Raw genomic sequence first — 23,327 nt, forward strand, 5'->3', positions numbered from 1 at the left:
TTACTTAACCCGGCTGAGCTCGCGGCGGATGCCGGCAATGTCGCTCTCGTTGCGGGTCATGCTGGCCTTCAACTCGGCAATGCGATCGATGTATTTCTGGCGGTTGCGGTGCTCTGGCCCGAGCATTTCGGGCTCGCCGTTGTTGTATTCCTTGACCAGTTCGGACTGGCGCGCCTCTGCCTTCTTGAGCTCGGCTTCGAGGATCGAACGTGCTTCAGAGTCGCGTGCTCGCTGGTCGTTGTCGTCGATGCGGGCGTTGGGTGAGTAGGGTGATTTTTCTGAGGCTGTTGCGACCTTCACACCGTTGGCGCCTGAAGGCGCGTTGCCGCTATTGGCCCGGGTGCCCTGCACGATGGTGATGTTGCCGCCTTCCATGATCTTGCAGCCCTTGGCCTTGGCCTCTGCTGCATCGTTCGTGTAGACGTTGCCCACGCAGCGATAAATCGTCTGGGCATGGCTGGCCGTTGCCATGGCGGCCAGGGTCAACGGGATCAACAAGTAGTGCTTCATGAATCAGCTCCTCGCGCCTGCGAACTGCGGAGACGGCCTGAAAGTATCGCGCAATCCTTCACAAAAGCAAATTAAGCCATTGATTTAAAAGACTAAAGCCTCTGGACGGCGTCGCTTTTTCACGCTCAGAACGACAAAAGGGACCCCGGAGGGTCCCTTTCAAATGCAAACGCTGTGGTTAATTACAGCGAGTAGTACATGTCGTATTCGACAGGGTGCGTTGCCATGCGGAAGCGCGTGACTTCCTGCATCTTCAGCTCGATGTAGGCATCGATCATCGTGTCGGTGAACACGCCGCCCTTGGTCAGGAAGCCGCGGCCCTTGTCGAGATAGTCGAGCGCCTGGTCGAGGCTGTGGCACACGGTCGGGATCTTCGCGTCTTCTTCGGGCGGCAGGTGGTACAGGTCCTTCGTGGCGGCTTCGCCCGGATGGATCTTGTTCTCGACGCCGTCAAGGCCGGCCATCAGCAGCGCAGCAAAGCCGAGGTACGGGTTGCACAGCGGATCGGGGAAGCGCGCTTCAATGCGGCGGCCCTTCGGGCTGGCGACGTACGGAATGCGGATCGAGGCCGAGCGGTTCTTGGCCGAGTAAGCGAGCTTCACCGGTGCTTCGAAGCCAGGCACGAGGCGCTTGTAGCTGTTCGTGCCGGGGTTCGTGATGGCGTTCAAGGCACGTGCGTGCTTGATGATGCCGCCGATGTAGTACAGCGCGTAGTCAGACAGGCCTGCGTAGCCGTCGCCTGCGAACAGGTTCTTGCCGTCTTTCCACACGGACTGGTGCACGTGCATGCCCGAGCCGTTGTCGCCAACGATGGGCTTGGGCATGAAGGTCGCAGTCTTGCCGTAGGCATTGGCAACGTTTTGCACCACGTACTTCAGCAGGATCGTCCAGTCAGCGCGCTGCACGAGCGTGGAGAACTTGGTGCCGATTTCGTTCTGGCCCGCGCCCGCCACTTCGTGGTGGAACACTTCAACCGGAATGCCCAGCGATTCGAGGATCAGCGAGATTTCTGCGCGCAGGTCTTGCGTGCTGTCAACGGGCGGAACCGGGAAGTAGCCGCCCTTGACAGTCGGGCGGTGGCCCTTGTTGCCGCCTTCGAGCTTGGCGCCGGTGTTCCACGGTGCTTCGTATTCCTCGATCTTGAAGAACGAGCCGGACATGTCGTTGCCCCAGCGCACGTCGTCGAAGATGAAGAATTCGGGTTCCGGTCCGAAGTAGGCCGTGTCACCCAGGCCGGAGGCCTTCAGGTAGGCCTCAGCGCGGCGGGCGATGGAGCGCGGGTCGCGGTCATAGGCCTTGCCGTCGCCCGGCTCGAGAACGTCGCACGACAGGAACAGCGTGGTTTCTTCGTAGAACGGGTCGATGTTGGCGGTGTTGGGGTCCGGCATGAGCAGCATGTCGGAGGCTTCAATACCCTTCCAGCCAGCGATCGACGAGCCGTCGAATGCATGACCGGCGGTGAATTTGTCTTCATCAAAATGCGAGACGGGCACGGTCACGTGCTGCTCTTTGCCGCGCGTATCGGTGAAACGGAAGTCGACGAATTTGACTTCGTTTTCTTTCACCATCTTCATGACGTCTGCGACGTTCTTGGCTGCCATCAAGTTTCTCCTGGTTGGACGGTTGCTTAAATGTTCTCGACTCGATCCGGAATGCAGTTTCTGTGCCAAAGCTGGTGCATCTGGCGAGCGACAAAGCCCGGCGATTGTCCCTGAATCTGATTGCTTTTCGCTACTGCAAACTCTCGCGGCAAGATGAGCAATGCACCTTTATTGTGCGTCGAAAAATAAGACCTGACTTGGTGCAATTTTTATCGCACCAGTTCGGGGCCAAGCTTGACGTCAAAGGACTTCAGGCCCGCCAGCAGCTGCTGGTAAGCAGGCTCCACCCGCACGGGCTCGCCTTTGACGCCCAGGTCGATGTGACGCCCGTGAACCGGGTGGTCCACGCTCGGCAGGCTGAAGACTTTGACGCCCGGATGGTCGCGCTCGATGGCTTCCATCAGCGGTGTGAGCGCGGCTTCCATCGCGCCGAAAACAATCACCGACTTCTCGATGTTGGGCTTGGCGTTGAACAGGTCCGCGTAGTAGGTCTGAAGCACCCACTCCATCATCGGCCAGGCCATCACCGGGAAACCCGGCACGAAATGCACGTCACGCACGGTGAAGCCTGGAATCTTGTTGTACGGATTGGGGATGAGCGTGCAACCCTGCGGGAACACGCCCATGTTGAGCCGATGAATGTTGTCGGGCCGATCAGGCTCGTAGGGCGTGCCCTGCTCACGCGCTACGTCCTGCATGCGCGAGCGAATGAGCGCCTGCGCCTCGGGATGCAACACGATGGGCACACCAAGCGCCTTGCCTGCGCTCTGGCGCGTGTGGTCGTCTGGCGTTGCGCCGATGCCGCCGCACGAAAACACGATGTCGCCCGAGTCGAACGCGCGCTTCAGGGTGGCCGTGAGGCGATCGGGCGAATCGCCCACGTAATCGGCCCACGACAGTTGCAGGCCGCGCGCGGCCAGCAGCTCGATGAGCTTGGGCATGTGTTTGTCGGCGCGCTTGCCCGACAGGATTTCATCGCCGACGATGATGAGGCCGATGGTGCGCGTTTCAGGTGTGGGGGAGCTGCTCATGGATAACTTCGGGTTCTGGCGCGGCAAGTTCAGGCGCTGGCGTGGGGGCAGGCGTTGCTGCGGTTTCCCGGCGCAGCTGGTCGAGCGCGGCGAGACAGTAGTGGGCGAACCAGAGTGCCGCGAAGGCGAACACCAGCGTGTAGATCCAGATGGCCAGCGGCACGAGGAAGACGAAAAAGACGGCCGTCATCACCACGCCGGACACCCAGATCAAACCAGGCGCTGCGCCCATGTAGCCGGCAATCACGCCAATGCCCAGCAGCCAAGGGCGATGCCTGCGAAAGACGGTGCGGCGCTCATCGCTCGTCGCATGCTCGGCGAGCGCGTCGTAGGCCATCACACGGTAAGTCAGCCAACCCCAGATGAGGGGCGGCAGGATGAGCACGAGTGGCGGCACGAGCCACAACGGCAGTGAGATCACGAGCGCAACGAGCGCCAGCAGTGTCGAGCCGAGCGACCACAGGATGCTGCGCACGAACGAGCCGCCATGCTTGCGTTCCATCTGCGGAAAGCGCCGCTCGGCCACGATGGCAGTGATGGCCGGTGCCATCAAAGCGGCGACGAGCACCAAAACAAAAACGACGATGACGGGTGTCAGCGTGAAGATCACGATCAGCGGCGCGACGATTGTTTTCAGCCTCGACAGGCCCAGGCCCTCCAGCCACGTGAGCAGACTGCTCATCAGCTGCGACGACTCCAGCATGGCCCTGACCCAGTCGATCGAAGGCTCCCAGAAGAAGTAGCCCAGCACGAAAAACAGCCCCACCATGATCACCAGGGGCAGGAAAGACAGCGCGATCACCCTGGGGTGCAGACAGTAGGCGACAGCCCGCCAGAACGAGTCCAGGAAAAGGCTCATGCTGCGCGCCCTTGCAGCGCAGGCTGTTCACGTAACATTTGGCGGATGGAACTGGTGCAGGTCAACGGCGTCAAGCTGGAAGTGGAGCGCATAGCGCCCGCGCATCAAATCGGTCTCGCGCCGATTATGTTCCTGCACGAGGGCCTGGGTTCGGTGGCCATGTGGCGCGACTGGCCAGGGCGCGTTTGCCGCGCAACGGGTCGCCCGGGCATTGTTTATTCGCGCCGCGGCTATGGCGCCTCGGACGGCGTGCCTGATGTGCGTGGTGCGGGTCGCCTGAAGGCCGACTACATGCACGTCGAAGCGCTGCAGGTGCTGCCTGAATTGCTCGACCGGCTTGGCATCGAGCGGCCTGTGCTGCTCGGGCATTCCGACGGGGGAACGATCGCACTGCTGCACGCGAGCGAAAGGCCCGTCACGGCGTGCATCGTGATGGCGCCGCACGTGATCGTTGAAGAAGAATCGATCGCGTCCATTAAACAGGCCGCCGCCACATTCGAGGGCGGGCCGCTGCGGGAGCGCCTGAAAAAATTCCACGCGGATGTCGATGTTGCTTTCTGGCAGTGGAATGACGTGTGGCTGAGCACAGCGTTTCGCGACTTCGATATTCGCAATGCCTGCCGGCGCATCGCCGCGCCTGTGCTGGCCATGCAGGGCGTCGATGATGCTTACGGAACGTTGCGGCAAATTGACGAGATAGCCCCGACGGCAGGCCCCTTCCGAAAGGAAGTGCTGCAGTCGTGCGGACACTCCCCGCATCGCGACCAGCCTGAGCTGACCTGCAGCCTCATCACTGAGTTTCTGTCGCCGCTGCCCTGACTGGCGCGCGCAGCGCCGCCAGGGTTGCGGCGTCGAGCCAGCGCCACTGCCCCGGCGCCAGGTCGGCCGGCAAGGCCAGGGGCCCGATGCGCGAGCGATGCAGGCCCTCCACGCGATTGCCCGCCGCAGCGACCATGCGCTTGACCTGGTGGTACTTGCCTTCCGTCAGCGTCAGGCTCAGCAGGCGTTCGCCGAGGCGCTCGCATGCGGCCGCCCGCACGGGCCTGGGGTCGTCATCGAGCACCACGCCAGCGAGCAGCCTGGCAATGAACTTGTCGTCGAACTCGTGCTTGGTCGTGACCTCGTAAACCTTCGGCACGTGGTGCCGGGGCGAATTCATTTTGTGGATGAACTGGCCGTCGTCAGTCATGAGCAATAAACCCGTGGTGTCCTGGTCGAGGCGGCCCACCGCCTGCACGCCCACCGCACCCCCTTTTTGCGGCCGCTGCCGCAGCGGCGCAGGCAGCAATGTGTAGACGCTCGGGTATGTCGACGGCTTGGCGGAACACTCGGTGCCTGCCGGCTTGTGAAGCATGAGGTAGGCGCGCTCGTGAAACTGCCACGGCTTGCCCTCGACTTCGAACGCGAGCCCCTCTTGCGCGAAATCCTGCTCAGGGTCGGTCACGCACTCGCCACCAACCTTGACGAAGCCTTGCTGCACAAGGCCGATACAGATCCTGCGCGTGCCAAAGCCTTGCGAGAAAAGAATTTCCTGCAACTGCATGGAGACGATGTCAGCGGGCGACGATCAACGCGCTTGGGCGTAGACGGAAATGCGTCGCTCGAGCGGTGCCAGTTCCCTGCCTACGCGATGCAGATCTTCGTAGAGCGCCAGGCGTGCGCCTGCGTCGCGCTCTACCGCTATGCGCGCGCGGATCGCATTTTTTTCGAGAGCCAGCTCGGCAATGCGCTGGTTGGCCTGCACCGCGCTCGCCTGGTCAGGCGCTGGCCGCGGCCGGGGATTGGTGGGGTCGTAGGTCCATGCGGCAGGCGGCACAACGGAGCAGCCTGCGAGCGCGGCAATGAGTGAGACGCAAAGCATGAGGCGCATGGCAAATCCTTGGTGGGTCACGATGTGAACGATCGTAGCGCAGCGCGCTGTGCGCTAACGGTCCATCAATGCTTCCAGCGCCTCGATGCGATGGCGGTGTGGCGTCGTGATGGCGTAGAAGCGCTCCTGCAAGGCAGTCGATTGGCCCACCTTCACAAGCACGCCCGCGCGCAATTCATCTTGCACCACCACCTCGGGTAACACAGCCAGCCAGCCGCTGTCACGCGCGATCAGTCGAAGCATGGCCATGTCGTCCACCTCGGCGCGCAGCCGGGGCGTTACCCCTGCCGACGCGCAGAGCCCGTCGAACTGGGCGCGCAACGCATGCCGCGGCCCGGGCAGCACGATGTCCAGGCCATCGAGGTCTTCAGGGATGCGCAGGCTCTTTGACTTCCACACAGGCGCCGGGCCTACCAGTGAGATCGACTGGCTGCCCAGGAAGCGGCAATGCAAGGGGCGGTCCGGGTCCGCGGGTACCGTTTCGTTCGCCAGCACCACATCGAGCTGGTGCTGCAGCAGGCGGGCAACCAGCCCTTCGAGCAGGCCCGATTCGAGCGTCAGCACCACCAGCGGGTCTGCCAGCAGAGGCCGTATCCAGTTCTCCTGGTAGTTGCGCGACAGCGTGGCCACACTGCCCACGCGCAGGCGGGTCACGCCTGCCGAGCGGCCTTCGAGCCGCCCCAGCATCTCCTGCCCCAGGCCGAAGATGTTCTCGGCATAGGCCAGCACCAGCTGGCCGGTGTCGGTCAATACCAGCCGGCGAGCCGCGCGGGTGAACAAGGCGCTGCCCATGCGCTCTTCCAGCAGCCGAATCTGCGCCGATACGGCTGATTGCGAGGTGTGCAGCTCCTGCGCTGCGCGCGTCAGGTGGCCCAGCTTGGCAACGCGCCAGAAGTAGAACAGGTGATTGAAATTGAGTTGGTCCAGCCGCATTGTTCGTTTTTTAGTTTCAACTTCAGATTATCAATGTAATTTACAGAACAAATTCTGTCTAGCACCATCGCGCCCACTGCTCCCAACCAAGGTTCGTGATGGATACAGCCCAGCTTTTCTTCCCGGCGATTGCGCTCGCGCCCGCCGTCCTGATGCTCGGCGTGGCAGCGCTCGCAGGCATCGCCCCAGCGTCGACGCCAGCCCTTTGGCGCTCATTCCAGGTTCTTTCCGCGACAGCGCTGGTCATGACCGGCTTGTGCGCGTGGGCTGGGCCTGCCGGCTTGCTCTTGCCACCCGCCTTCCAAGCTTCGGCGCTGGGCCTCGCGCTGGCGGTGCTGGTGCAACTGCTGGGCACCGTGATCGGCAAATTTTCTTCACGCTACCTGCAAGGCGAACACGGACAGCGACGTTATGTGGCCGCAATGGCCACCGTGCTCGCAGCGGTTCATCTGCTGCTGATGGCAGATCACTGGTTGGTGCTGATCGCATCGTGGGCGGTCGTGGGCATGGCGCTCCAGCGGTTGCTCTGCTTCTACCCTGACCGGGCATTTGCACTGCTTGCTGCGCACAAGAAGCGCATCGCCGACCGGATCGCCGACGTCCTGCTCGTGGCTGCTGCGGCGCTCGCGTGGGCCGAGGTTGGAAGCGGCTCGCTGTCCGCCCTCTGGGCGCATGTGGCGCGCGAAGGCCTGTCCTTCAATTTGCATCTGAGCGCGGTGACGCTCGTGCTGGCCGTGATCCTGCGCACGGCTTTGTTGCCGGTGCACGGCTGGCTGATTCAAGTCATGGAAGCGCCGACGCCGGTCTCGGCCCTGCTGCACGCGGGCGTGGTAAATCTCGGCGGCTTTGTGCTGATCCGCTTCGCACCGCTGCTGGAGCAGGCCGCACCGGCCCGCGGACTGCTACTGCTATTCGGTCTGATTGCCGCGGTGCTGGCCGGCATGGTCATGCTGACGCGCATCAGCATCAAGGTTCGGCTGGCCTGGTCGACCGTGGCCCAGATGGGTTTCATGCTGCTCGAATGTGCCCTGGGCCTGTACACGCTTGCCGCGCTCCACCTGATCGGCCATTCGCTGTACAAGGCGCACGCCTTCCTGTCTGCGTCGAGCATCGTGCGCACGACACGCTTGCAAGCCATGCACAGCGTCTCAACGCCTTCTGCACTCAACCTGGCGCTGGCACCGGCGCTGGCAATGGCTACCGTGCTGTCGATCCAGTCGGTCGCAGCTGCTGATTCGTGGCCGTGGTGGTGGAGCGCGTTGATGGGCCTGGCGTGGGCGCCGCTGCTGTGGCTGCCTGCCGCGCCTGACGGGACGGCTTCAAGGGCATGGCAAGTCGTGTCGGGCCTGCTGATGGTGGCGGGGCTGACAGCCGTCGCGTTGCTGGCGCACGCACTGCCACTAGGTATCCGCGATACGCCGCATCATGCATCAGGTGTGGTCGCGCTGCTTGGCATGGCTGCGCTATACCTCTGCCTCGCCGTGCTTCAACGAACGCCGCGCGCACTCACCAGTTGGCGGCGCTGGAGCTACGCCGGCTTCTACCTCGATGAAGCCTACACGCGACTGGCGCTCGCCCTGTGGCCCGCGCGTTGGACACACACCTCTTTCCACGGCGCCGCGGCCACGCCAGGCGCGCCGGCCCCACTAGCCAATATCCGGCGCTGAGCTGGGAACACGGAGAACAACATGATGGAAACCATCGAAGTCACCCAGCCCGCTCACGCCACTGCCGGCGATGACGCGCTGGACTCACGCATCGAGCAAGCCTGCCACGAGGCCTGCCAGACGATTGCACCGGCGTGGCCGCTCGATCGCGCCATCGCAGTCAATCCACATTGGTCACGCATCGGCATGCCAGTGCGCCGGGTGGCCGCGCGCATGGCCGTGCTGGGCGGCATCCACGTCTTTGCGCCGCGCGAGCAGATGCAGCGCTTCTGGAAGGAGGGGCGGATCCGCCCGGCAGATCTCGAGCAAGCGCTGCAACAGCTGCCGCAGGCGCAGGCCATGGGGCTGACCCCCCGGGGGTGCGTAGCTGCGCTGCAGGCCGCACCTGCCGCCACGCAGCTTCCGCTGCTGATCGACGTGCTCGACAACGATCCGCTGCGCCATGCGCGGCTGTCGTGGCGCCAGGCGATCACCCACCAGGTGAGCCAGACATGTGCGGCTTTCTTCGACGAACATCAGGCCGACTGGCAGCCCGAGCGCGACCAGGGCCTGTATGCCTTCTGGCGCGAAACGCTGCTGCACGACCACGGCATCGGACGGCTCATGGGCCTGCCGCAACTCGGCAGCGCTGTGAACGCGCTGCCCTTGACTGCACTCGACGCGGAGCACTGGGTGATGAAGCGGCTCGGTCTGCCCCCTGCGGTGTGGGCCGACTACCTCGAGTCCGTGCTGCTCACCGTCAATGGTTGGGCTTCCTGGTGCGCCTACCTCGGATGGGATGCACGACTGCAAGGGCGCAGTGATCCGCATCTGCGCGAGCTGCTGGCGATCCGGCTGGCGTGGGGCGCGCTGCTGCTGGAGTGCAAGGACGATGTAGCAGCCAGGCAGGCATTCGTTTCACTGCAGCAGGCATGGAGCGAAGCGCCTGCGGTGCTGAAGGATGCCGAAGAGGCGTTCCTGGTCGACGAGGTGTGGCAAGTCGCGCTGGAAGCCGGCTATCAACGGGGCTTGGTGCAGCGGCTCCTCGCCAGGAGTGGCGCCGGCATCGCGCAGCACGAGGTTGAAGTCCAGGCGGCGTTCTGCATCGACGTGCGCAGCGAGCCGCTGCGCCGCGCACTGGAAGCCGTATCGCCCTCCATGCAAACGCTGGGCTTCGCGGGCTTCTTTGGCTTGCCGGTGGCGTACACACCGCTTGCGACGCAGGCACGGCGCCCGCAATTGCCCGGCTTGCTCGCGCCTTCCATGGAGGTGAGCGACTGCATCGTCAGCGCGAAGGACTCAAGTGGTGCAGCTGACGCCGCACGCCAGCGCGCCGCGAGCCGGTCACGCCAGACGCGCTTCGCCCTGGCGGACCAATGGCAGGCGGCCAGCCGCTGGCCGGGCGCCGCGTTCTCGTTCGTGGAAGCTGCAGGCGTCGGGTACCTGGGCAAGCTGGTGAACTGGCTGGCCCCAGGCACCGGCAGCAGGCCCAGGGTCGACCTGGACGGCCTGCCCGCCCGCTATCAGCACCTGTGCCGGCCACAACTGAGCGGACTGGACCTGACGGCGAAGGCCAATGTGGCAGCGAGTGTGCTGCACGCGATGGGCCTGGAGCGGCGGCTGGCTCCACTCGTCTTGCTGGTGGGCCACGGCAGCCAGTCGGCCAACAACGCGCATGCCGCCGCACTGGATTGCGGCGCCTGCTGTGGCCAGACCGGCGAAGTCAACGCACGCAGCCTCGCGCAGTTGCTCAACGACGCGTCAGTGCGCGAGGCGCTGCAGGCTCGCGGCATCGACATTCCAGTGGGCACGTCGTTTGTCGCGGCGCTGCATAACACCACCACCGATGAAATCGAGGGCTTTGACATCGACCTGCTCCCGCCTGCTGCACAAACGCGGTGGGCCCAACTGCAAGCTGTGTTCGCACACGCCTGCGACCAGGTGCGGCGTGAACGCGCGCCCAGCCTCGAGCTTGACCCGCGTGCTTCCCACGACGCCCTCCTCACCCAGCTTCGCGCCCGTGCCAACGACGGTGCGCAGACGCGGCCTGAATGGGGGCTCGCGGGCAATGCAGCCTTCCTGATCGCGCCTCGCCACAGAAGCGCTGGCGTCGTGCTGGATGGACGGTGCTTCCTGCACGACTACGACGCAAGCCAGGACCCGGACGGCAGCGTGCTGGAGCTGTTGATGACCGCGCCAATGCTCGTCACGCACTGGATCAACTGGCAGTACCACGCGTCCACCTGCGAACCGCAGCGGCTGGGCAGCGGCAACAAGGTGCTGCACAACGTGGTGGGCGGCAACCTCGGCGTGTTCGAGGGCAACGGAGGCGACCTGCGGATCGGGCTGTCGCGCCAGTCACTGCATGATGGTGAACGCTGGGTGCATGAGCCGCTGCGCCTGACGGTGGTGATCGACGCGCCGCAGCCGGCGATCGATGCGGTCATCGCCAGACATGCGGTCGTCAGGCAGCTGCTGGACAACGGCTGGCTGCACTTGTGGCGCTTCGAAGAGGCGGGCTTTTCACGCTACGACGACGGTGTGTGGCGAGAGGTGCTCTGAAAGCAAGCGGCCAAGAAAAAAAACCCACCGCGAACGGTTGGGGTTTCAATTTCGGTGGGTTGGCCGGAGTTGAACCCTGGCGCAGCCCAGTATCGGCGTGGCTATGTCGATGCATGCGATTCACATGGGCTGGGCTTCATTGAGGAGAAGCGCTATTGAGGCACCTCACTTCGGCTGATGGGTGTGGCTTCGGCCGACCCGGGGCCAGCGTTCACGTTACCGCCCGGCGGACTACGCGCCCGATGGTCAGGCCCTGGACGAGGATCGAGAACACCACAATGCAGTAGGTCATCGCGAGCACCGTATCACGCGCAGGCCCTGCTGGCAGGGAAATGGCCAGTGCCACCGAAATGCCGCCGCGCAAGCCGCCCCAGGTCAATACCCAGCCAGCGCCTTTGGGCAGATTGAATGCGCGTTTCATGAGACTCACCGGCAGACCGACTGTGAGCGCGCGAGCCGCGAGCGTCACGATTATCGCCACCGCGGCAGCGACGAAAATACTGACCGAGAACGTCACCAGCAGCACCTCCATACCAATCAGTACGAAGAGCACGGCGTTCAGAATTTCGTCGATCAGTTCCCAGAAAAGGTCGATGTACTGCCGCGTGGTGTCAGACATTGCAAGGGCTCGCCCGCCATTGCCGACGATCAAGCCGACCACAACCATGGCCAGCGGTCCGGAAACGTGCAAACGGCTTGCAAGCGAATAGCCACCGGTGACAGCCGCCAAGGTCAGCAGGACTTCGACCTGATAGTTGTCCACGCTGCGCAGAAGCCAGAAAGTGATGTAGCCCAACACCAGGCCAAACATCAAGCCGCCACCGGCTTCGCGAATTAACAGCAGCGAACTCTGCTCGAATGTGGGTGTCGCACCACTGGCCAACATCCCTAGCAGCAGCGAGAAGATGACCACGCCGACGCCGTCGTTGAACAAGGATTCGCCCGCGATCACGAGTTCCAGATTCCTGGGCGCCCCTGCGGTTTTCAGAATGCCCATCACGGCGATCGGGTCGGTGGGCGAAATCAGCGCACCGAATAGCAGGCAATAGATCAACGGCAGATGCAGGCCCACCCAAGGCAACGCGAACCAGGTGCCAAATCCCACCGCAGCTGTGGACAGGACCGTCGAGAACACGGCCAGTGCTGCAACCTGCCACCGGTATTCCTTGAGTTCGGTCAAGTCGACATGCAGCGCGCCAGCGAACAGCAGCAACGAAAGCATGCCCTGAATCAGCACGGCAGAAAAGTCGATGGAATGCACGAGCGACTCTTCGTACTGCCGCAAGGCGGATGCAACCCCCAGCGCGTCTAACCCCACCAGGCCAAGCGACAGCAGCAGCGCTGAGACCATGACACCGATGGCAATGGGCAGTCCGATGAATCGGTGATTCAGGTACGCCAGAAGTGCTGTCAGGACCAGACAGGAGGCTCCGATCTCAAGCATCAGTATTGTCCTGTGTTGGCTGAGCCTGGCGAGCCCTCAAGAGGCTGGCAGGCAGGTGGCAGCGCGCCTGCCTGCCCGATGCGCTGCAAACCATTGCGAGGCGCTTGCATCGCCAAGGTAGTGGGTGCCTTTGCGCATACCGACCCAGTGATCACTTGGTGCCCCTATTGGTGTTGCCGATCGCCGAAGAGTCATTTTGACACTCGCTGCGCCTGATACGCGCCCGGCGCCGGTGCCGCGTGGCAGCGCACGGGATCGCAGACCGGATCGCTTCGCCCGTCTTCCGCCATTGTCCCGGTGCGACCGCCAACAATATTTGTACAAATGTTGATGTAATATCCGCGAGCAGCGGCGAGTTAACCGTCGCAGCTTTTGCCAGGATTGCTTTCCCGAGGTCCTCACATGAAACCTGCACATTTCGCTTTGCTGCTGAGCACCACCGTATTGCTGGCTGCGTGCAGTAGCACGCCCAATATGAATTCCGCGACCAATATGGCCCCCGTGGCGCAAGCACCGGTGCAGTCGCCACAGAGCAAGCCGGTGCCATCGAAGACAGCCGTCGCTCCCCTGCCTGCGTACCTCGATCCCGGAAATCCAGTTTCAATCGAACGCAGTGTCTATTTCGACTTTGATGACACGACGGTCAAAAAGGAATATTTCGCCGTGGTCGAGCTGCAAGGAAAATACCTCGCTTCAAACCCACGGCTGAACGTCAGAATTGAAGGCAACACTGACGAGCGAGGCAGTGCCGAGTACAACCTGGCGCTTGGGCAAAAACGCGCCGAGGCAGTACTTCGCGCGTTGAGGGTCCATGGAGTCAGCGCTTCGCAGATGGAAGCTATAAGCTGGGGCAGCGAAAAGCCGAAAGCCGCCGGTCATGACGAAGGGGCATGGTCCCAAAACAGGCGCGCCGATGTCGACTATCCGACACGTTGAACTTCATTGCTCACGTCTAAAGCTGGCCAAGAGGAACGTTCGCCGCGCGCTCGTCAGCCTCGAGAACGGCGATCAATTTGCCCAGGTCTTTATCGAGTCTTGATAACGTGGTGGCGTCCAGACTCGCAAGTGCGTCGGGCAGCACGCCGGTAAAGGGACCCGGTGCCGTGCGCAGAACCTTTCGACCTGCAGGGGAAATTCGCAAGGCGACTGTCCGGCGGTCGGAGCCAGCTTTGGTGACCGAGATCAGCTCACGTTCTGCGAGCGTCTTGACAAGATTGCTCGCTGTGGACTGATGCACGTCCATGGCCCGCGCCAGATCGTTCATTCCGATCCCGGGACTTTCCTTGACTACACCTAGCGCCCAAAGCTGTGCGCCCCCTATACCGGCGCCTTTCTCGACCTGGCGAAAATGGGTCTTGACTGCGTTAAACACGACGCGAAAACGACGCAATACGCGTGAGGGCAACTCTTGCCGTGGCGCAACTTCTGGTGCAAGCGCACCCTTGCGGGTCGAATTTTTTTTAACCTGGGACTCCATCCAAAGATGATAGCGAGGGAAACTAACAGGATTGCCCTTGAGCAACTTGGCCCCATGAACGAATCGAAACTCTGGCAATGAAGCACGACCACGATATCCGCGCCGCGCTGCGCAGAGAGATCGGCGACTGGCGCTTGTGGTGGGCTCGGGCAGTCGTGATAGCCATGGCTGCATTGGCGGGCCTGACTGTTGTGGGATTCACGTGGCTGACCGAGCGCGCGCTGGGCATTTTTTCCGGATTGCGAGGGATGTGGCCATGGATGCCGCTTCTCTGGACGCCAGCCTGGACAGTCGCAATTGTCTGGCTGACGCGGCGGTATGCCGCAGGGGCTTCCGGCTCCGGGATTCCGCAGGTCATGGCAGCCCTCGATTCGTCAGTGGATGCCGGTCGTCGCGGGCTGTTCGTTTCGATCAGACTTTCCATAGCCAAGATCTGGCTCACCGCTTGCGGGCTGCTTGCCGGCCTGTCGCTCGGCCGCGAAGGCCCCTCAGTCCAGGTCGCGGCGGGCGTGATGCTGGGTGCGCGCCGCTGGCTGCCCAACCGGTCTAAAGTGACCGATCATGGCCTTCTGGTTGCAGGGGGTGCTGCGGGTATCGCGGCGGCCTTCAATACGCCATTGGCCGGCGTGATGTTCGCGATCGAGGAGTTGTCGCGCGCGCCTGAAGAGCGCAACAGCGGGCTGATCGTCGCAGCAATCGTGCTGGCCGGGCTCATCGCGGTATCGATCTACGGAAATAGCACGTACTTCGGCGTGATCCGCGTGCCTGAAGTGGGACTCGAACTGATCGTTCCAGGCCTGCTGGTTGCTCTTGGCAGTGGGCTCGCGGGTGGCCTGTTTTCGCGCTTGCTCACCATCTCGATCGGTGGCCTGGGCAGCGACCCTCTCAGTCGTTTGCGCGGCCGCCGTCCGCTCGTGTTCGCCGCGGTCTGCGGGCTCGCCGTGGCGATCATCGGCGTGGTGACTCAGGGCGCGACCTTCGGCAGCGGCTACAGTCACACTCGCAACATGCTTGAGGGAACAGAGAACACGCTGGCGGTCTATGTTCTGTTCAAATTTCTGGCGACGTGGCTCACAAGCTGGTCTGGCGTTCCGGCCGGAATCTTCGCGCCGTCGCTCGCCATCGGGGCCGCTTTGGGCAACGACATTGCGCTGCTGACAAACTACCCCCATGCGCCGACGTTGATCGCATTGGGAATGGCCGGATTTCTCGCAGCTGCAACCCAGGCGCCTTTGACCTCGTTCATCATCGTGATGGAGATGATTGATGGCCATGGAATGGTTCTGAGCTTGATGGCCTGCGCTCTTGCCGGAAGCGCCATTTCGCGAGTCTTGAGTCATCCGCTCTACGGCTCGCTCGCCGCATTGCAACTGTCGCGCATGCATCAATTGCCTGCTGTGCCGCCGTCCCGGCGCCACTGCGCTGCGTCCCCGTCGTGAGCAGAATGCATCAAGGCCGGTTTCGGTTCTTCTGCCAGATCGCGTACAGGATCAAGAGGTAGCCGAGCAATCGGATCAGATACACCTGCGGCGTGTCGTCCGATGAGCCTGGGTGGAACGCTTCAGGAATGCGATGGACCCCCTCCAGGATGAATGCCACACCAAAGTAGATAAAGAACCGGTCGCGCGTCTGACGATAAAAGCGAAAGAAGATCAGTGCGGCGACAAAAGCCGTGGCCGCGATTGCACCAATCAGAAAGGACTGCATGTCAGTCTTCTCCCCACACCAGCCCAAAGACCAGCAGCAGCAGGCAAACCAGTGCCAACACAAGCCGTGGAACCGAAAGATCGACCGCAGGCAGCGCAATCCTGTCAGCAACCAGCAACGCATTGTTGAGGGTCATCCCGCCAAACGATAGTGCGCTCCAAAAGAGGATGCGATATCGACTCCGCATGAATGCTTTCCATAGCATGACGAAGCAAATTGCACATGCAAGGGCGCACAGCAGATAGATCAAGGCGGCCATTTCAACTCTTGCGCAGTTTGAAAGCGTCAGCAAAGACACGCGCCCTCTTGTCCAATTTGGTATGGATGAGATCGGTCACTTCGAACAAATTTGATGCATACGCCTGAGCAACCGCATCGAGCATCTTCGCAAGCACGGGATCGGCGGTGTAGCGACATGCCGTGCGTTCGGCGACCGGCATCGCCACCAGCGAATTCTGCAGGGTGTGAAGCAGATCCGCGGCTTCGCGCGGCTTGATGTAGAGGCGCTGCGCCAGTTTCGCCGCGTCCCACTCTTGCGTGGGCTCCGCTCGCAGCAGCAGTGCCGCCTCGAGGTACGGAACGGAGGGAACGTTGGCGATAACGTACCTTCGGACTTCGTCCGGAAGGCGGCCACCCTGCGTTTTATCGTTCACAAGTACGGCTCTTCAATGCTGCTGATGAGTTCGACGCGGGCCGGGTCTTCCCAGCGGCGCGCGCTCAAGTACATTTGCATAAATGTACAACATGCATGATCACTTGTTCTTCGTTTTCGGCACAACTGTCGCGCCTTTTGAAGGCGCCCCATTTGCGTGGAGACGCTCGTGAACACGGCATCGACGATACGCACGACGGGGACGTGGAGCATGAGGCTGCGAACGCTGCGTCTTCAACTCCGGTTCCTCCTGCCGCTTTTCATTGTCCTGGTGGTTGCCGCCTACCTGGCGGTGCCTCTGCTCGACAAGGTCACACTTCGTTGGTTCAGCCGGGATCTGAACAGCCGGGGCCTGCTTGTTGCAAACGCGCTTTCCGATTCGATCGCCGAAGCGCTCGCCGCAGGACGCCTGTCGCGTCTGCAAACGCTATTCGACCGCGCAGCCCAGGATGAGCGGCTGGTCGCCATCGGTCTGTGCAGCCCGGATGGCCGGCTGATCCAGAGCACTGATCGTTTCCCCGCAGACTTGTCTTGCGCCCGGTCCCTCGAAGTGGCACACAAGCCGGACCCACGTCTGGCGCTCTCGGGCGGAGCGGTTCATGTGGGCGTTCACGACGTGTTGGGACATCGGCCAGCCGCGCCCGCAGCACTGCTGAGCCTGGATGATTGGGCGCCCGGCGATGCTGGCGTCGAAGGCAACAAGAGCGCCGTGGCCGAAACGCCCGCATCGCAAATGCTCGTCGCGCGATTGGTGCTGTTGCACGATCTGAGCTTCATCGATCGCCGCAGCGAAGACAGCCGCAACTACCTCATCGGGCTGATAGCGATCCTCGGCCTTGTCATGGCTGTCATCACGATGGTGGTGGCGCAACTCAGCTGGCGCGGCTGGCTCAGTGGCGCTCGCGCACTGATGCGCGGCGAGGGCCTGGTCAGCCCTTTGATGCCTGCACCTGAACTCGCCCCATTTGCCGCCGATCTTCGCGCGCGGCTGCGCGACATGGAAGACGAGTACCGGCGTGCACAGGGGCCGGACGCCGAATGGACCGCGGATCGTCTTCGGACGTTGCTAAGCACCCAGCTCAGTGGCGACCAGGTCATCGTGGTCTCGAATCGCGAGCCGTACATTCATGAACGCACCGCCGATGGCATCATCGTCAAGCGTCCGGCGAGCGGGCTCGTCACGGCGGTGGAACCTGTCATGCGAGCGTGCTCCGGCACCTGGATCGCGCACGGCAGTGGAACTGCCGATCGAGAGGTGGTCGATGGCCGCGACAGGGTTCGGGTGCCGCCCGGGCACGAGGAATACTGGTTGCGCAGAGTCTGGCTTACTGCAGAAGAAGAAAAGGGGTACTACTACGGATTTGCCAACGAGGGGTTGTGGCCTTTGTGCCATGTTGCCCATGTTCGGCCAGTATTCCGTGAATCCGATTGGGAAGCCTATCGTGCCGTCAACCAGCGCTTCGCCGATGCCGTGGTCGCAGAAGCAACAGGTGACGATCCTGTAGTGCTCGTGCAGGACTATCACTTCGCTTTGCTGCCGGCAATGATTCGCGAGAAGCTGCCTGAGGCGACCATCCTCACGTTCTGGCACATCCCCTGGCCAAATCCGGAATCATTCGGGATCTGCCCTTGGCGGCGCGAGCTGTTGCAGGGCATGCTGGGCAGCACCATCCTGGGGTTCCACACGCGCTTTCACTGCAAGAATTTCACGGAGACGGTCGATCGCTACCTCGAGGCGCGAATCGAGCATGAGCACTCAACGATCGCTTACCGTGAAAAGGAGACGCTTGTCGAAAGTTACCCGATTTCGATCGAATGGCCAGCGCCCGAGCAGGTCGAGCGTTGGGGCTCGATTGCACAATGCCGCGAGCGCGTCACCGCGCGGCTCGGCCTGCCTGAAGACATGTGTCTTGCGGTTGGCGTCGATCGCTTCGACTACACGAAGGGCATCCTTGAGCGGCTCAATGCCGTTGAGCGGTTGCTGGAGAAACGGCCCCACTTGATCGGTCGATTCGTGTTCGTCCAGGTCGCAGCACCCACGCGAAACTCACTCGATGAGTACAGAAACTTCCAGGAACACGTTCAGCGCGTCACTGATCGCATCAATTTGCGTTTCGAGCGCGACGGCTGGCGGCCAGTCCACCTCCTCGCCCACCATCACGAACCCCATGCGGTGATGGAGCTGTTCAGGGCGGCCGACATATGCGTCGTCACCAGCCTGCACGACGGAATGAATCTGGTGTGCAAGGAGTTCGTGGCTGCCCGTGACGACTTGCAAGGCGTGCTCGTGCTTAGCCGCTTTGCAGGCGCGGTGCGCGAGCTGCCGGAAGCGCTCATCGTCAATCCTTACCACGTCGAAGAAACAGCTGATGCGTTGTACAGCGCCGCGACCATGCCACCCGGCGAGCAACGAGAGCGCATGGCCAGTCTTCGCAGCACGGTGCATGAATACAACGTGTTCCGGTGGGCCGGTCGCATGCTGGCCGATGCGGGCCGCGGCCGTCTGCGAAACCGCATCGAGGCGCGCGTCAGGCGCTATCGTGCCGACTGATACCACGTTGCAGCGATCGAGCCAGGCACCCGCCACGACAGCGTCAATCCAGAGACTCACTCCGAAGGATCGACCGGGCGCCGTGTCGATAAGGCAGTTGCCGTGTCGCTGGACAATTACATTTATACAAATATAATCTCTACGCCCTCCACCTGAGTCGAGCTAAGGCGAGGGGGCCCAAGACCAGAGAGCGATTGCGGGCCCAAACGGGCTCGCTTTTTTTGAGGCACCATTCGTGCCGGCCGGCAGGTCAATGTCGCTTGCGCAGACGGGACCCCCTCTTCATGCGACGAATTCCAGAGATTGATCGCCGTCACGGGAAAACAGGCGTGCGAAACGAACGCCAACAAACGACAGTGTCGGGCGCTTTAACGCGGTCCCTTGTTGCTATCGTCTATTGGCGTTTGCCGTAGATGGTGGTGGAGCTGGCGGGAATTGAACCCGAGTGCAGCCTAGCGGTGGCGCGGCATTCGGTTCATGCGTGCGATTCGCGTGCGAATAGCTTTCGGAAGGCAGGTCGATCTGATGAACGTCCCCAGACCGCCCGAGCCACCCCCAGGCATAGGCGAAAATACGTCATGGCAAACGTTTTCTTTTCCTACTCGCACGAAGACGAGGAACTGCGCAACCGGCTCGAGAAGCACCTCGCCCTTTTGAAGCGTCAGGGGCTGATCGAGGCCTGGCACGACCGCCGCATCCTCGCGGGGTCTGAGCTCGACGAAACGATCTCAGCGAACCTCGAGTCGGCGGACATCATCTTGCTGCTCGTGAGCGCCGATTTTCTTGCATCGGACTACTGCTACTCCCGGGAGATGGGCCGCGCGATGGAGCGCCACGCCGAGGGCGAGGCCGTCGTGATCCCGGTTATCCTCAAGCCGTGCGACTGGCACTCGGCTCCGTTCGGCAAGCTGCTGGCCACGCCCAGGGACGGCAAGGCCGTGACTTCCTGGGCCAATGTTGAAGAGGCTCTGGCAGATGTGGCAAGCCACATCCGCAAGCGCGTCGAGGACGCCAACCGGAAGGGAGGCAAGCCCGCGTCCGCGGTGCCCCCGCAAGCAGTACCTGCCAATGCCGCTGCTGCGGCCCTTAGCCCCGCGTCCCTTCGGTCCAGCAACTTGCGGCTCAAGCAGGAGTTCAACGAGCATGACCGCGACACGTTCCTGCACGACGGCTTCGAACTCTTTGCGCAATTTTTCGAAGGCTCGTTGGGCGAGCTGAAGGCCCGGAATTCAGGGATTCAGACGACCTTCCGCCGCATCGACGCGAACTGCTTCACCGCGACCATCTACAACGGCGGAAAGAAGGTCAGCGAGTGCGCCATCCGTATTGGCGGCATCGGCGGGCGGGGCATCACTTACTCAAGCGACGCGAATCCGAACGGCAACAGCTTCAACGGAAGCGTGTCGGTGGAGTCGGACGACCAAGGGCTGTACTTTTCCCCCATGGTCTTCGGCTTCGGCGAGGCTGAGAAGCGCATGACCAAAGAGGCCGCTGCGGAGCATTTCTGGGCGACTCTCATCCGCCCGCTGCAGTAGCGAGCCTGCGAGCGTGAATCCGCAGCGCTCAGCGAATGGGCGCCCTGAACGCGCCGGCGATACCCTGCGCCATTGACCTAGCCAACATGTGCCATTCAGGCTTCTCGATGGAGGCCTTTTGAAGACTCCATTGGGCGTATGGCATGAGGCACGGCTCGCCTGCCAACATTGGTCGGTTAGCAGGACTGCGAGCACCGTAACGCAGCATGTTGGCGTTCGCGAGAGTCGCTGTCGCCTGGAACTCCCCAGTGAGCCCCCCCGCTGCGGCAACGTTCGACATCAGCTTGAACGACTCCCCAAAAAAAGACTCGTACCAGTAAGCCATCGCCTTGGCGTTCTGCCCATCCTGCGCGGGCAAATCCGGGAAGTCCCACACGCCGGCAATCATGTGACCGTCCCTGTGGGCTTCGGTGAGCCAGATCGGACTTTCGGTGTTTGCCGTTGCGGTGATGCCGTGCAGGCTGTGAAACATGCGAATCGCCTCGAAGTGGTCCCAGAGGTTCCCGTTGCCGTCGCTATCTATCCCTTCGCGAAGAGCGTTGCGCACCTTGACGTCTAAGACCTCGAGCGATGCGGCTTGCACGGGCCTAGCCTGAACCACCAGGCCAGGCTTTTCGCCCACCTTCCAGTTGGTGAGTATTTCGTGCAAACGCAGAAGGAACTCCGGCTCCTTCTGGAGGCGCGTTTGAACGAGCTTGTCTTCCAAAATCATTTACCGCTCCAGTCGTGACATCGAAGAAGCACGCTTCTCACAAAGTGTTCATGCGGCCACGTGCTGAGGATGCTGTAATCGCTGTTCCATTCTGACCTCACCTCCATACGGAGATGACGATGTGCGTCTCGCCAAAAATAGCCTGCAGCTGCCATTCAAGTCGATACATTCTCGGGTGTGTCAACGTCATCATGTGTCGGCATGCTTTGCCTCTTTCAGCGCGCGATGATCTAGTTGCCGACTTCTAGTGACAAGTGACTTAGTACGAGCATGGTGACACGGCGGAGAGGACGAAGCAAAAACGGGGCGCTCGCATGCCACCCTACTTCTCGTCGGCCTTCCACTCATCGCCAGGTCGGCCTGCACCATCCGATACAACCGCCTCACCCCCGTGCTGAGCGTTCCAGAAGTTCGCGTAGACGAGCCGGAACATGAACCACCAGGCGAAGATGCCGGCAACGGATTGACATGCGCTGTCATCAAGGAGTCCATGCGCGAGTTCGTTGCGCAAATTAGGCCCGTATGGAGAGCAGAAAACGGCCTTGATGTCGAAGCAGACTGACGCGCCGAACACTTGCTCAGCCTGCGGCAACTCCATGAGCCTGCTCAGGCCGTTTTCCGTCTCGACGCCGCCTGGATCGAGGTGGGACGTCACTGCGCCAGCTGCCTTGAGGTGATGGCGCACGAGGTTTTCCAGTTGGGGCACGAGGATGTGCACGGCCGTGACGAAGTCACCTTCTAAGCCGAGGTAGAGGCCCTTGCCCACGATCGAGGCGCGGTCCTTCGGGACGATGGAAGCGTTGCGCGCGAGGGCGACGAAATCACCCAACAAAGGCTTGTGCTCCGTGGCCAGGACTTGGAACGCCGGAACGACCTGACCCTGCACCACGAGGGAAAGTGTCAGTTGGTGGTCCCTGACCATCGTGGCCCAGATTGCTTCTTGGCCTTCCGAAGAGTCAAGAGGAGCTAGTCCGAGGGCTGGCCTTTTGGCGACTACCCGCCCTTCTCGACTGAAGTGAGTCGAGCCGAACATAGCTTGGAATGGCGAGCTCTGTAGAGTGGATACCGCATCCGCACGTGCCTTGGTTACGTCTACGCCTTCGTACAGGGCTCCGAATTCGGCAAGCGCCTGAAGGACCGGTTTACCGGCCACGGCATCCCGAGCGTGGTTGACCAGCTCGGTGATGTTGATGCCGGGCGTGCGCACCATGCCCATCTCGCCGAGCGACCCCTCTCCGGCAACTGTCAGCCGGGCACGCAGTTCCTCAATTCGCTCATCGACGGCGAGGGCCGCGCGCTGAGCCCGGCCAATGGTTCGGTAGGTTTGGATGGCATTCTCGTACTGGGAGGTCGCAACAATCTGCGCCACTTGCCCTGACTGATGCGGACTATCGGCCAAGCTGACCCAGCATTCCGCTTCGGCCGCGGTCGTCCGGGCGGCGCCAACCTTGTCGCCGCCTGCCGCGAACCACGTCGCCGCAGCCTCGTAAAAAGACTTGGCACCATGAAAGTCCTTTGCGACTTCAGCATCCTTGCCAAGGCCCTCCAGCTTCGCTGCCGCGTCCAACCTGCGTTCGCGAGCCAAGCCCGTCTTCTGCATGGCGTCGGCGAGCTGTCTCGGGAAGAATCTATCGGCGGGCTTGGCGTTAAGAAGCGTATCCAGCATGGCCGCCTCCATCTCGGCCAAGCGGGTGCCAGCAGCCTCTCCGAGTGAGCGCGCGAGGGATAGCGCGCGGGACCAGCACTCGCGGCCGTCTGCCAGCCAGGAGTCCATCTCAAGCGGCAGTTCCCGGTATGCGTCTATTGCCACAAGCGCCATCGCTGGGACCCGAGGAGCCCTTTTAAGCAGCCACACTAGGTCAGCGATGCGTCCGCGCAGACGCGCATTCGTCACATCGTTGACCACCTGCAGGAAGAAGTCCACGTCTGTTTCGCTGAGGTCCTCGGGCAATGCCGAGCGCTGGTCTCCGAAGACCATCATGGGTTGAAACGGCCCGTTCGTGCTGTCCGGCGTCAACCGCATGGATGCGGCGTCGGATAGTAGCCACAACACCTTAGCGCGCTCTATGTCACCAGCGTCGATGGCGGCTTTCGCTGCGTCAGAGAGCGGCCGCCACATCGACGAGCATCGCTCGCCTGCCTCACCGGCAAGGACGTCGTACCAGCCAGATGCATCGAAGTCGGCCTTCGTGAGAACCAGGTCAGCGGGGAAGCGCGTGTTGCTCATGATTTTGGGC

At 62.2% G+C, this 23,327-nt stretch carries 21 protein-coding genes; 7 read left to right on the top strand and 14 right to left on the bottom strand.

What is annotated here, in order from left to right:
* From GHT07_RS09435 to GHT07_RS09450, 4 genes are all read right to left on the bottom strand, one after another.
* Positions 1-510, bottom strand: a complete 510-nt coding sequence (locus GHT07_RS09435) for a hypothetical protein (protein ID WP_153584819.1) — start codon at positions 508-510, stop codon at positions 1-3.
* A 182-nt stretch (positions 511-692) separates the two neighbouring features.
* Positions 693-2,111 carry a type I glutamate--ammonia ligase gene (gene glnA / locus GHT07_RS09440; protein WP_153584820.1) on the bottom strand — a complete coding sequence of 473 codons (1,419 nt, stop codon included), beginning with the start codon at positions 2,109-2,111 and terminating at the stop codon, positions 693-695.
* A 209-nt stretch (positions 2,112-2,320) separates the two neighbouring features.
* Positions 2,321-3,142, bottom strand: coding sequence for a competence/damage-inducible protein A (locus GHT07_RS09445; RefSeq protein ID WP_153584821.1), 822 nt, complete (start codon positions 3,140-3,142; stop codon positions 2,321-2,323).
* Entirely contained in the window at positions 3,120-4,001 is an 882-nt protein-coding gene (locus GHT07_RS09450; RefSeq protein ID WP_153584822.1) for an EI24 domain-containing protein, read from the bottom strand. The genes GHT07_RS09445 and GHT07_RS09450 overlap by 23 nt, the downstream gene beginning before the upstream one ends.
* Positions 4,002-4,046: 45 nt before the next feature.
* Here GHT07_RS09450 and GHT07_RS09455 point away from each other — a divergent pair, with 45 nt between their 5' ends.
* Positions 4,047-4,820, top strand: coding sequence for an alpha/beta fold hydrolase (locus GHT07_RS09455; protein WP_153584823.1), 774 nt, complete (start codon positions 4,047-4,049; stop codon positions 4,818-4,820).
* Here the strand turns inward: GHT07_RS09455 and GHT07_RS09460 are convergent.
* Genes GHT07_RS09460 through GHT07_RS09470 form a run of 3 tightly spaced genes read right to left on the bottom strand, consistent with a single transcriptional unit; the run spans position 4,792 to position 6,804 of the window.
* On the bottom strand, positions 4,792-5,544 hold the full coding sequence (locus GHT07_RS09460) for a pseudouridine synthase (protein ID WP_153584824.1): 753 nt from the start codon (positions 5,542-5,544) through the stop codon (positions 4,792-4,794). The genes GHT07_RS09455 and GHT07_RS09460 overlap by 29 nt on opposite strands.
* A gap of 24 nt (positions 5,545-5,568) precedes the next feature.
* Positions 5,569-5,871, bottom strand: coding sequence for a flagellar basal body L-ring protein FlgH (locus GHT07_RS09465; RefSeq protein ID WP_153584825.1), 303 nt, complete (start codon positions 5,869-5,871; stop codon positions 5,569-5,571).
* Positions 5,872-5,925: 54 nt separating this feature from the next.
* Entirely contained in the window at positions 5,926-6,804 is an 879-nt protein-coding gene (locus GHT07_RS09470; RefSeq protein WP_153584826.1) for a LysR family transcriptional regulator, read from the bottom strand.
* A 98-nt stretch (positions 6,805-6,902) separates the two neighbouring features.
* On the opposite strand from GHT07_RS09470, the gene GHT07_RS09475 reads away from it, so the two are divergent.
* Both GHT07_RS09475 and GHT07_RS09480 read left to right on the top strand, forming a co-directional pair.
* Entirely contained in the window at positions 6,903-8,471 is a 1,569-nt protein-coding gene (locus GHT07_RS09475) for an NADH-quinone oxidoreductase subunit L (RefSeq protein ID WP_153584827.1), read from the top strand.
* A gap of 24 nt (positions 8,472-8,495) precedes the next feature.
* On the top strand, positions 8,496-11,012 hold the full coding sequence (locus GHT07_RS09480; RefSeq protein ID WP_407646614.1) for a YbcC family protein: 2,517 nt from the start codon (positions 8,496-8,498) through the stop codon (positions 11,010-11,012).
* A 211-nt stretch (positions 11,013-11,223) separates the two neighbouring features.
* Here GHT07_RS09480 and GHT07_RS09485 read toward each other — a convergent pair whose 3' ends face one another.
* On the bottom strand, positions 11,224-12,456 hold the full coding sequence (locus GHT07_RS09485; RefSeq protein ID WP_153584829.1) for a cation:proton antiporter: 1,233 nt from the start codon (positions 12,454-12,456) through the stop codon (positions 11,224-11,226).
* A 402-nt stretch (positions 12,457-12,858) separates the two neighbouring features.
* On the opposite strand from GHT07_RS09485, the gene pal reads away from it, so the two are divergent.
* Positions 12,859-13,392, top strand: coding sequence for a peptidoglycan-associated lipoprotein Pal (gene pal, locus GHT07_RS09490; RefSeq protein WP_153584830.1), 534 nt, complete (start codon positions 12,859-12,861; stop codon positions 13,390-13,392).
* A gap of 16 nt (positions 13,393-13,408) precedes the next feature.
* Here the strand turns inward: pal and GHT07_RS09495 are convergent, their stop codons facing one another.
* A complete protein-coding gene (locus tag GHT07_RS09495; protein WP_153584831.1) occupies positions 13,409-13,933 on the bottom strand; it encodes a MarR family winged helix-turn-helix transcriptional regulator in 525 nt (174 codons plus the stop codon).
* Between the two features lie 77 nt (positions 13,934-14,010).
* Here GHT07_RS09495 and GHT07_RS09500 point away from each other — a divergent pair, with 77 nt between their 5' ends.
* The gene (locus GHT07_RS09500; RefSeq protein WP_153584832.1) at positions 14,011-15,372 is read left to right on the top strand and encodes a chloride channel protein; all 1,362 of its coding nucleotides are present in this window, start codon (positions 14,011-14,013) and stop codon (positions 15,370-15,372) included.
* 10 nt (positions 15,373-15,382) lie between these two features.
* Here the strand turns inward: GHT07_RS09500 and GHT07_RS09505 are convergent, their stop codons facing one another.
* From GHT07_RS09505 to GHT07_RS09515, 3 genes are read right to left on the bottom strand one after another with little or no spacing between them, the layout of a single operon-like run.
* Complete coding sequence (locus GHT07_RS09505; protein WP_153584833.1) at positions 15,383-15,640, bottom strand: DUF5985 family protein; 258 nt, start codon at positions 15,638-15,640, stop codon at positions 15,383-15,385.
* A gap of 1 nt (position 15,641) precedes the next feature.
* Positions 15,642-15,899 (bottom strand): DUF5985 family protein, encoded by a 258-nt coding sequence (locus GHT07_RS09510; RefSeq protein WP_153584834.1) that lies wholly within the window; start codon positions 15,897-15,899, stop codon positions 15,642-15,644.
* Between the two features lies 1 nt (position 15,900).
* A complete protein-coding gene (locus tag GHT07_RS09515) occupies positions 15,901-16,293 on the bottom strand; it encodes a hypothetical protein (protein WP_194792892.1) in 393 nt (130 codons plus the stop codon).
* A gap of 168 nt (positions 16,294-16,461) precedes the next feature.
* Here GHT07_RS09515 and GHT07_RS09520 point away from each other — a divergent pair, with 168 nt between their 5' ends.
* Positions 16,462-18,843, top strand: a complete 2,382-nt coding sequence (locus GHT07_RS09520) for an alpha,alpha-trehalose-phosphate synthase (UDP-forming) (RefSeq protein WP_407646612.1) — start codon at positions 16,462-16,464, stop codon at positions 18,841-18,843.
* Between the two features lie 413 nt (positions 18,844-19,256).
* Positions 19,257-20,378 carry a toll/interleukin-1 receptor domain-containing protein gene (locus tag GHT07_RS09525; RefSeq protein ID WP_228488261.1) on the top strand — a complete coding sequence of 374 codons (1,122 nt, stop codon included), beginning with the start codon at positions 19,257-19,259 and terminating at the stop codon, positions 20,376-20,378.
* A gap of 28 nt (positions 20,379-20,406) precedes the next feature.
* Here GHT07_RS09525 and GHT07_RS09530 read toward each other — a convergent pair whose 3' ends face one another.
* Both GHT07_RS09530 and GHT07_RS09535 read right to left on the bottom strand, forming a co-directional pair.
* On the bottom strand, positions 20,407-21,090 hold the full coding sequence (locus GHT07_RS09530) for a hypothetical protein (protein WP_153584835.1): 684 nt from the start codon (positions 21,088-21,090) through the stop codon (positions 20,407-20,409).
* 322 nt (positions 21,091-21,412) lie between these two features.
* The gene (locus GHT07_RS09535) at positions 21,413-23,317 is read right to left on the bottom strand and encodes a DUF4209 domain-containing protein (RefSeq protein ID WP_153584836.1); all 1,905 of its coding nucleotides are present in this window, start codon (positions 23,315-23,317) and stop codon (positions 21,413-21,415) included.
* Positions 23,318-23,327 lie beyond the last annotated feature (10 nt).

This window comes from Caenimonas koreensis DSM 17982, from assembly GCF_009646335.1.
In the GTDB taxonomy this organism is placed as follows: domain Bacteria; phylum Pseudomonadota; class Gammaproteobacteria; order Burkholderiales; family Burkholderiaceae_C; genus Ramlibacter; species Ramlibacter koreensis.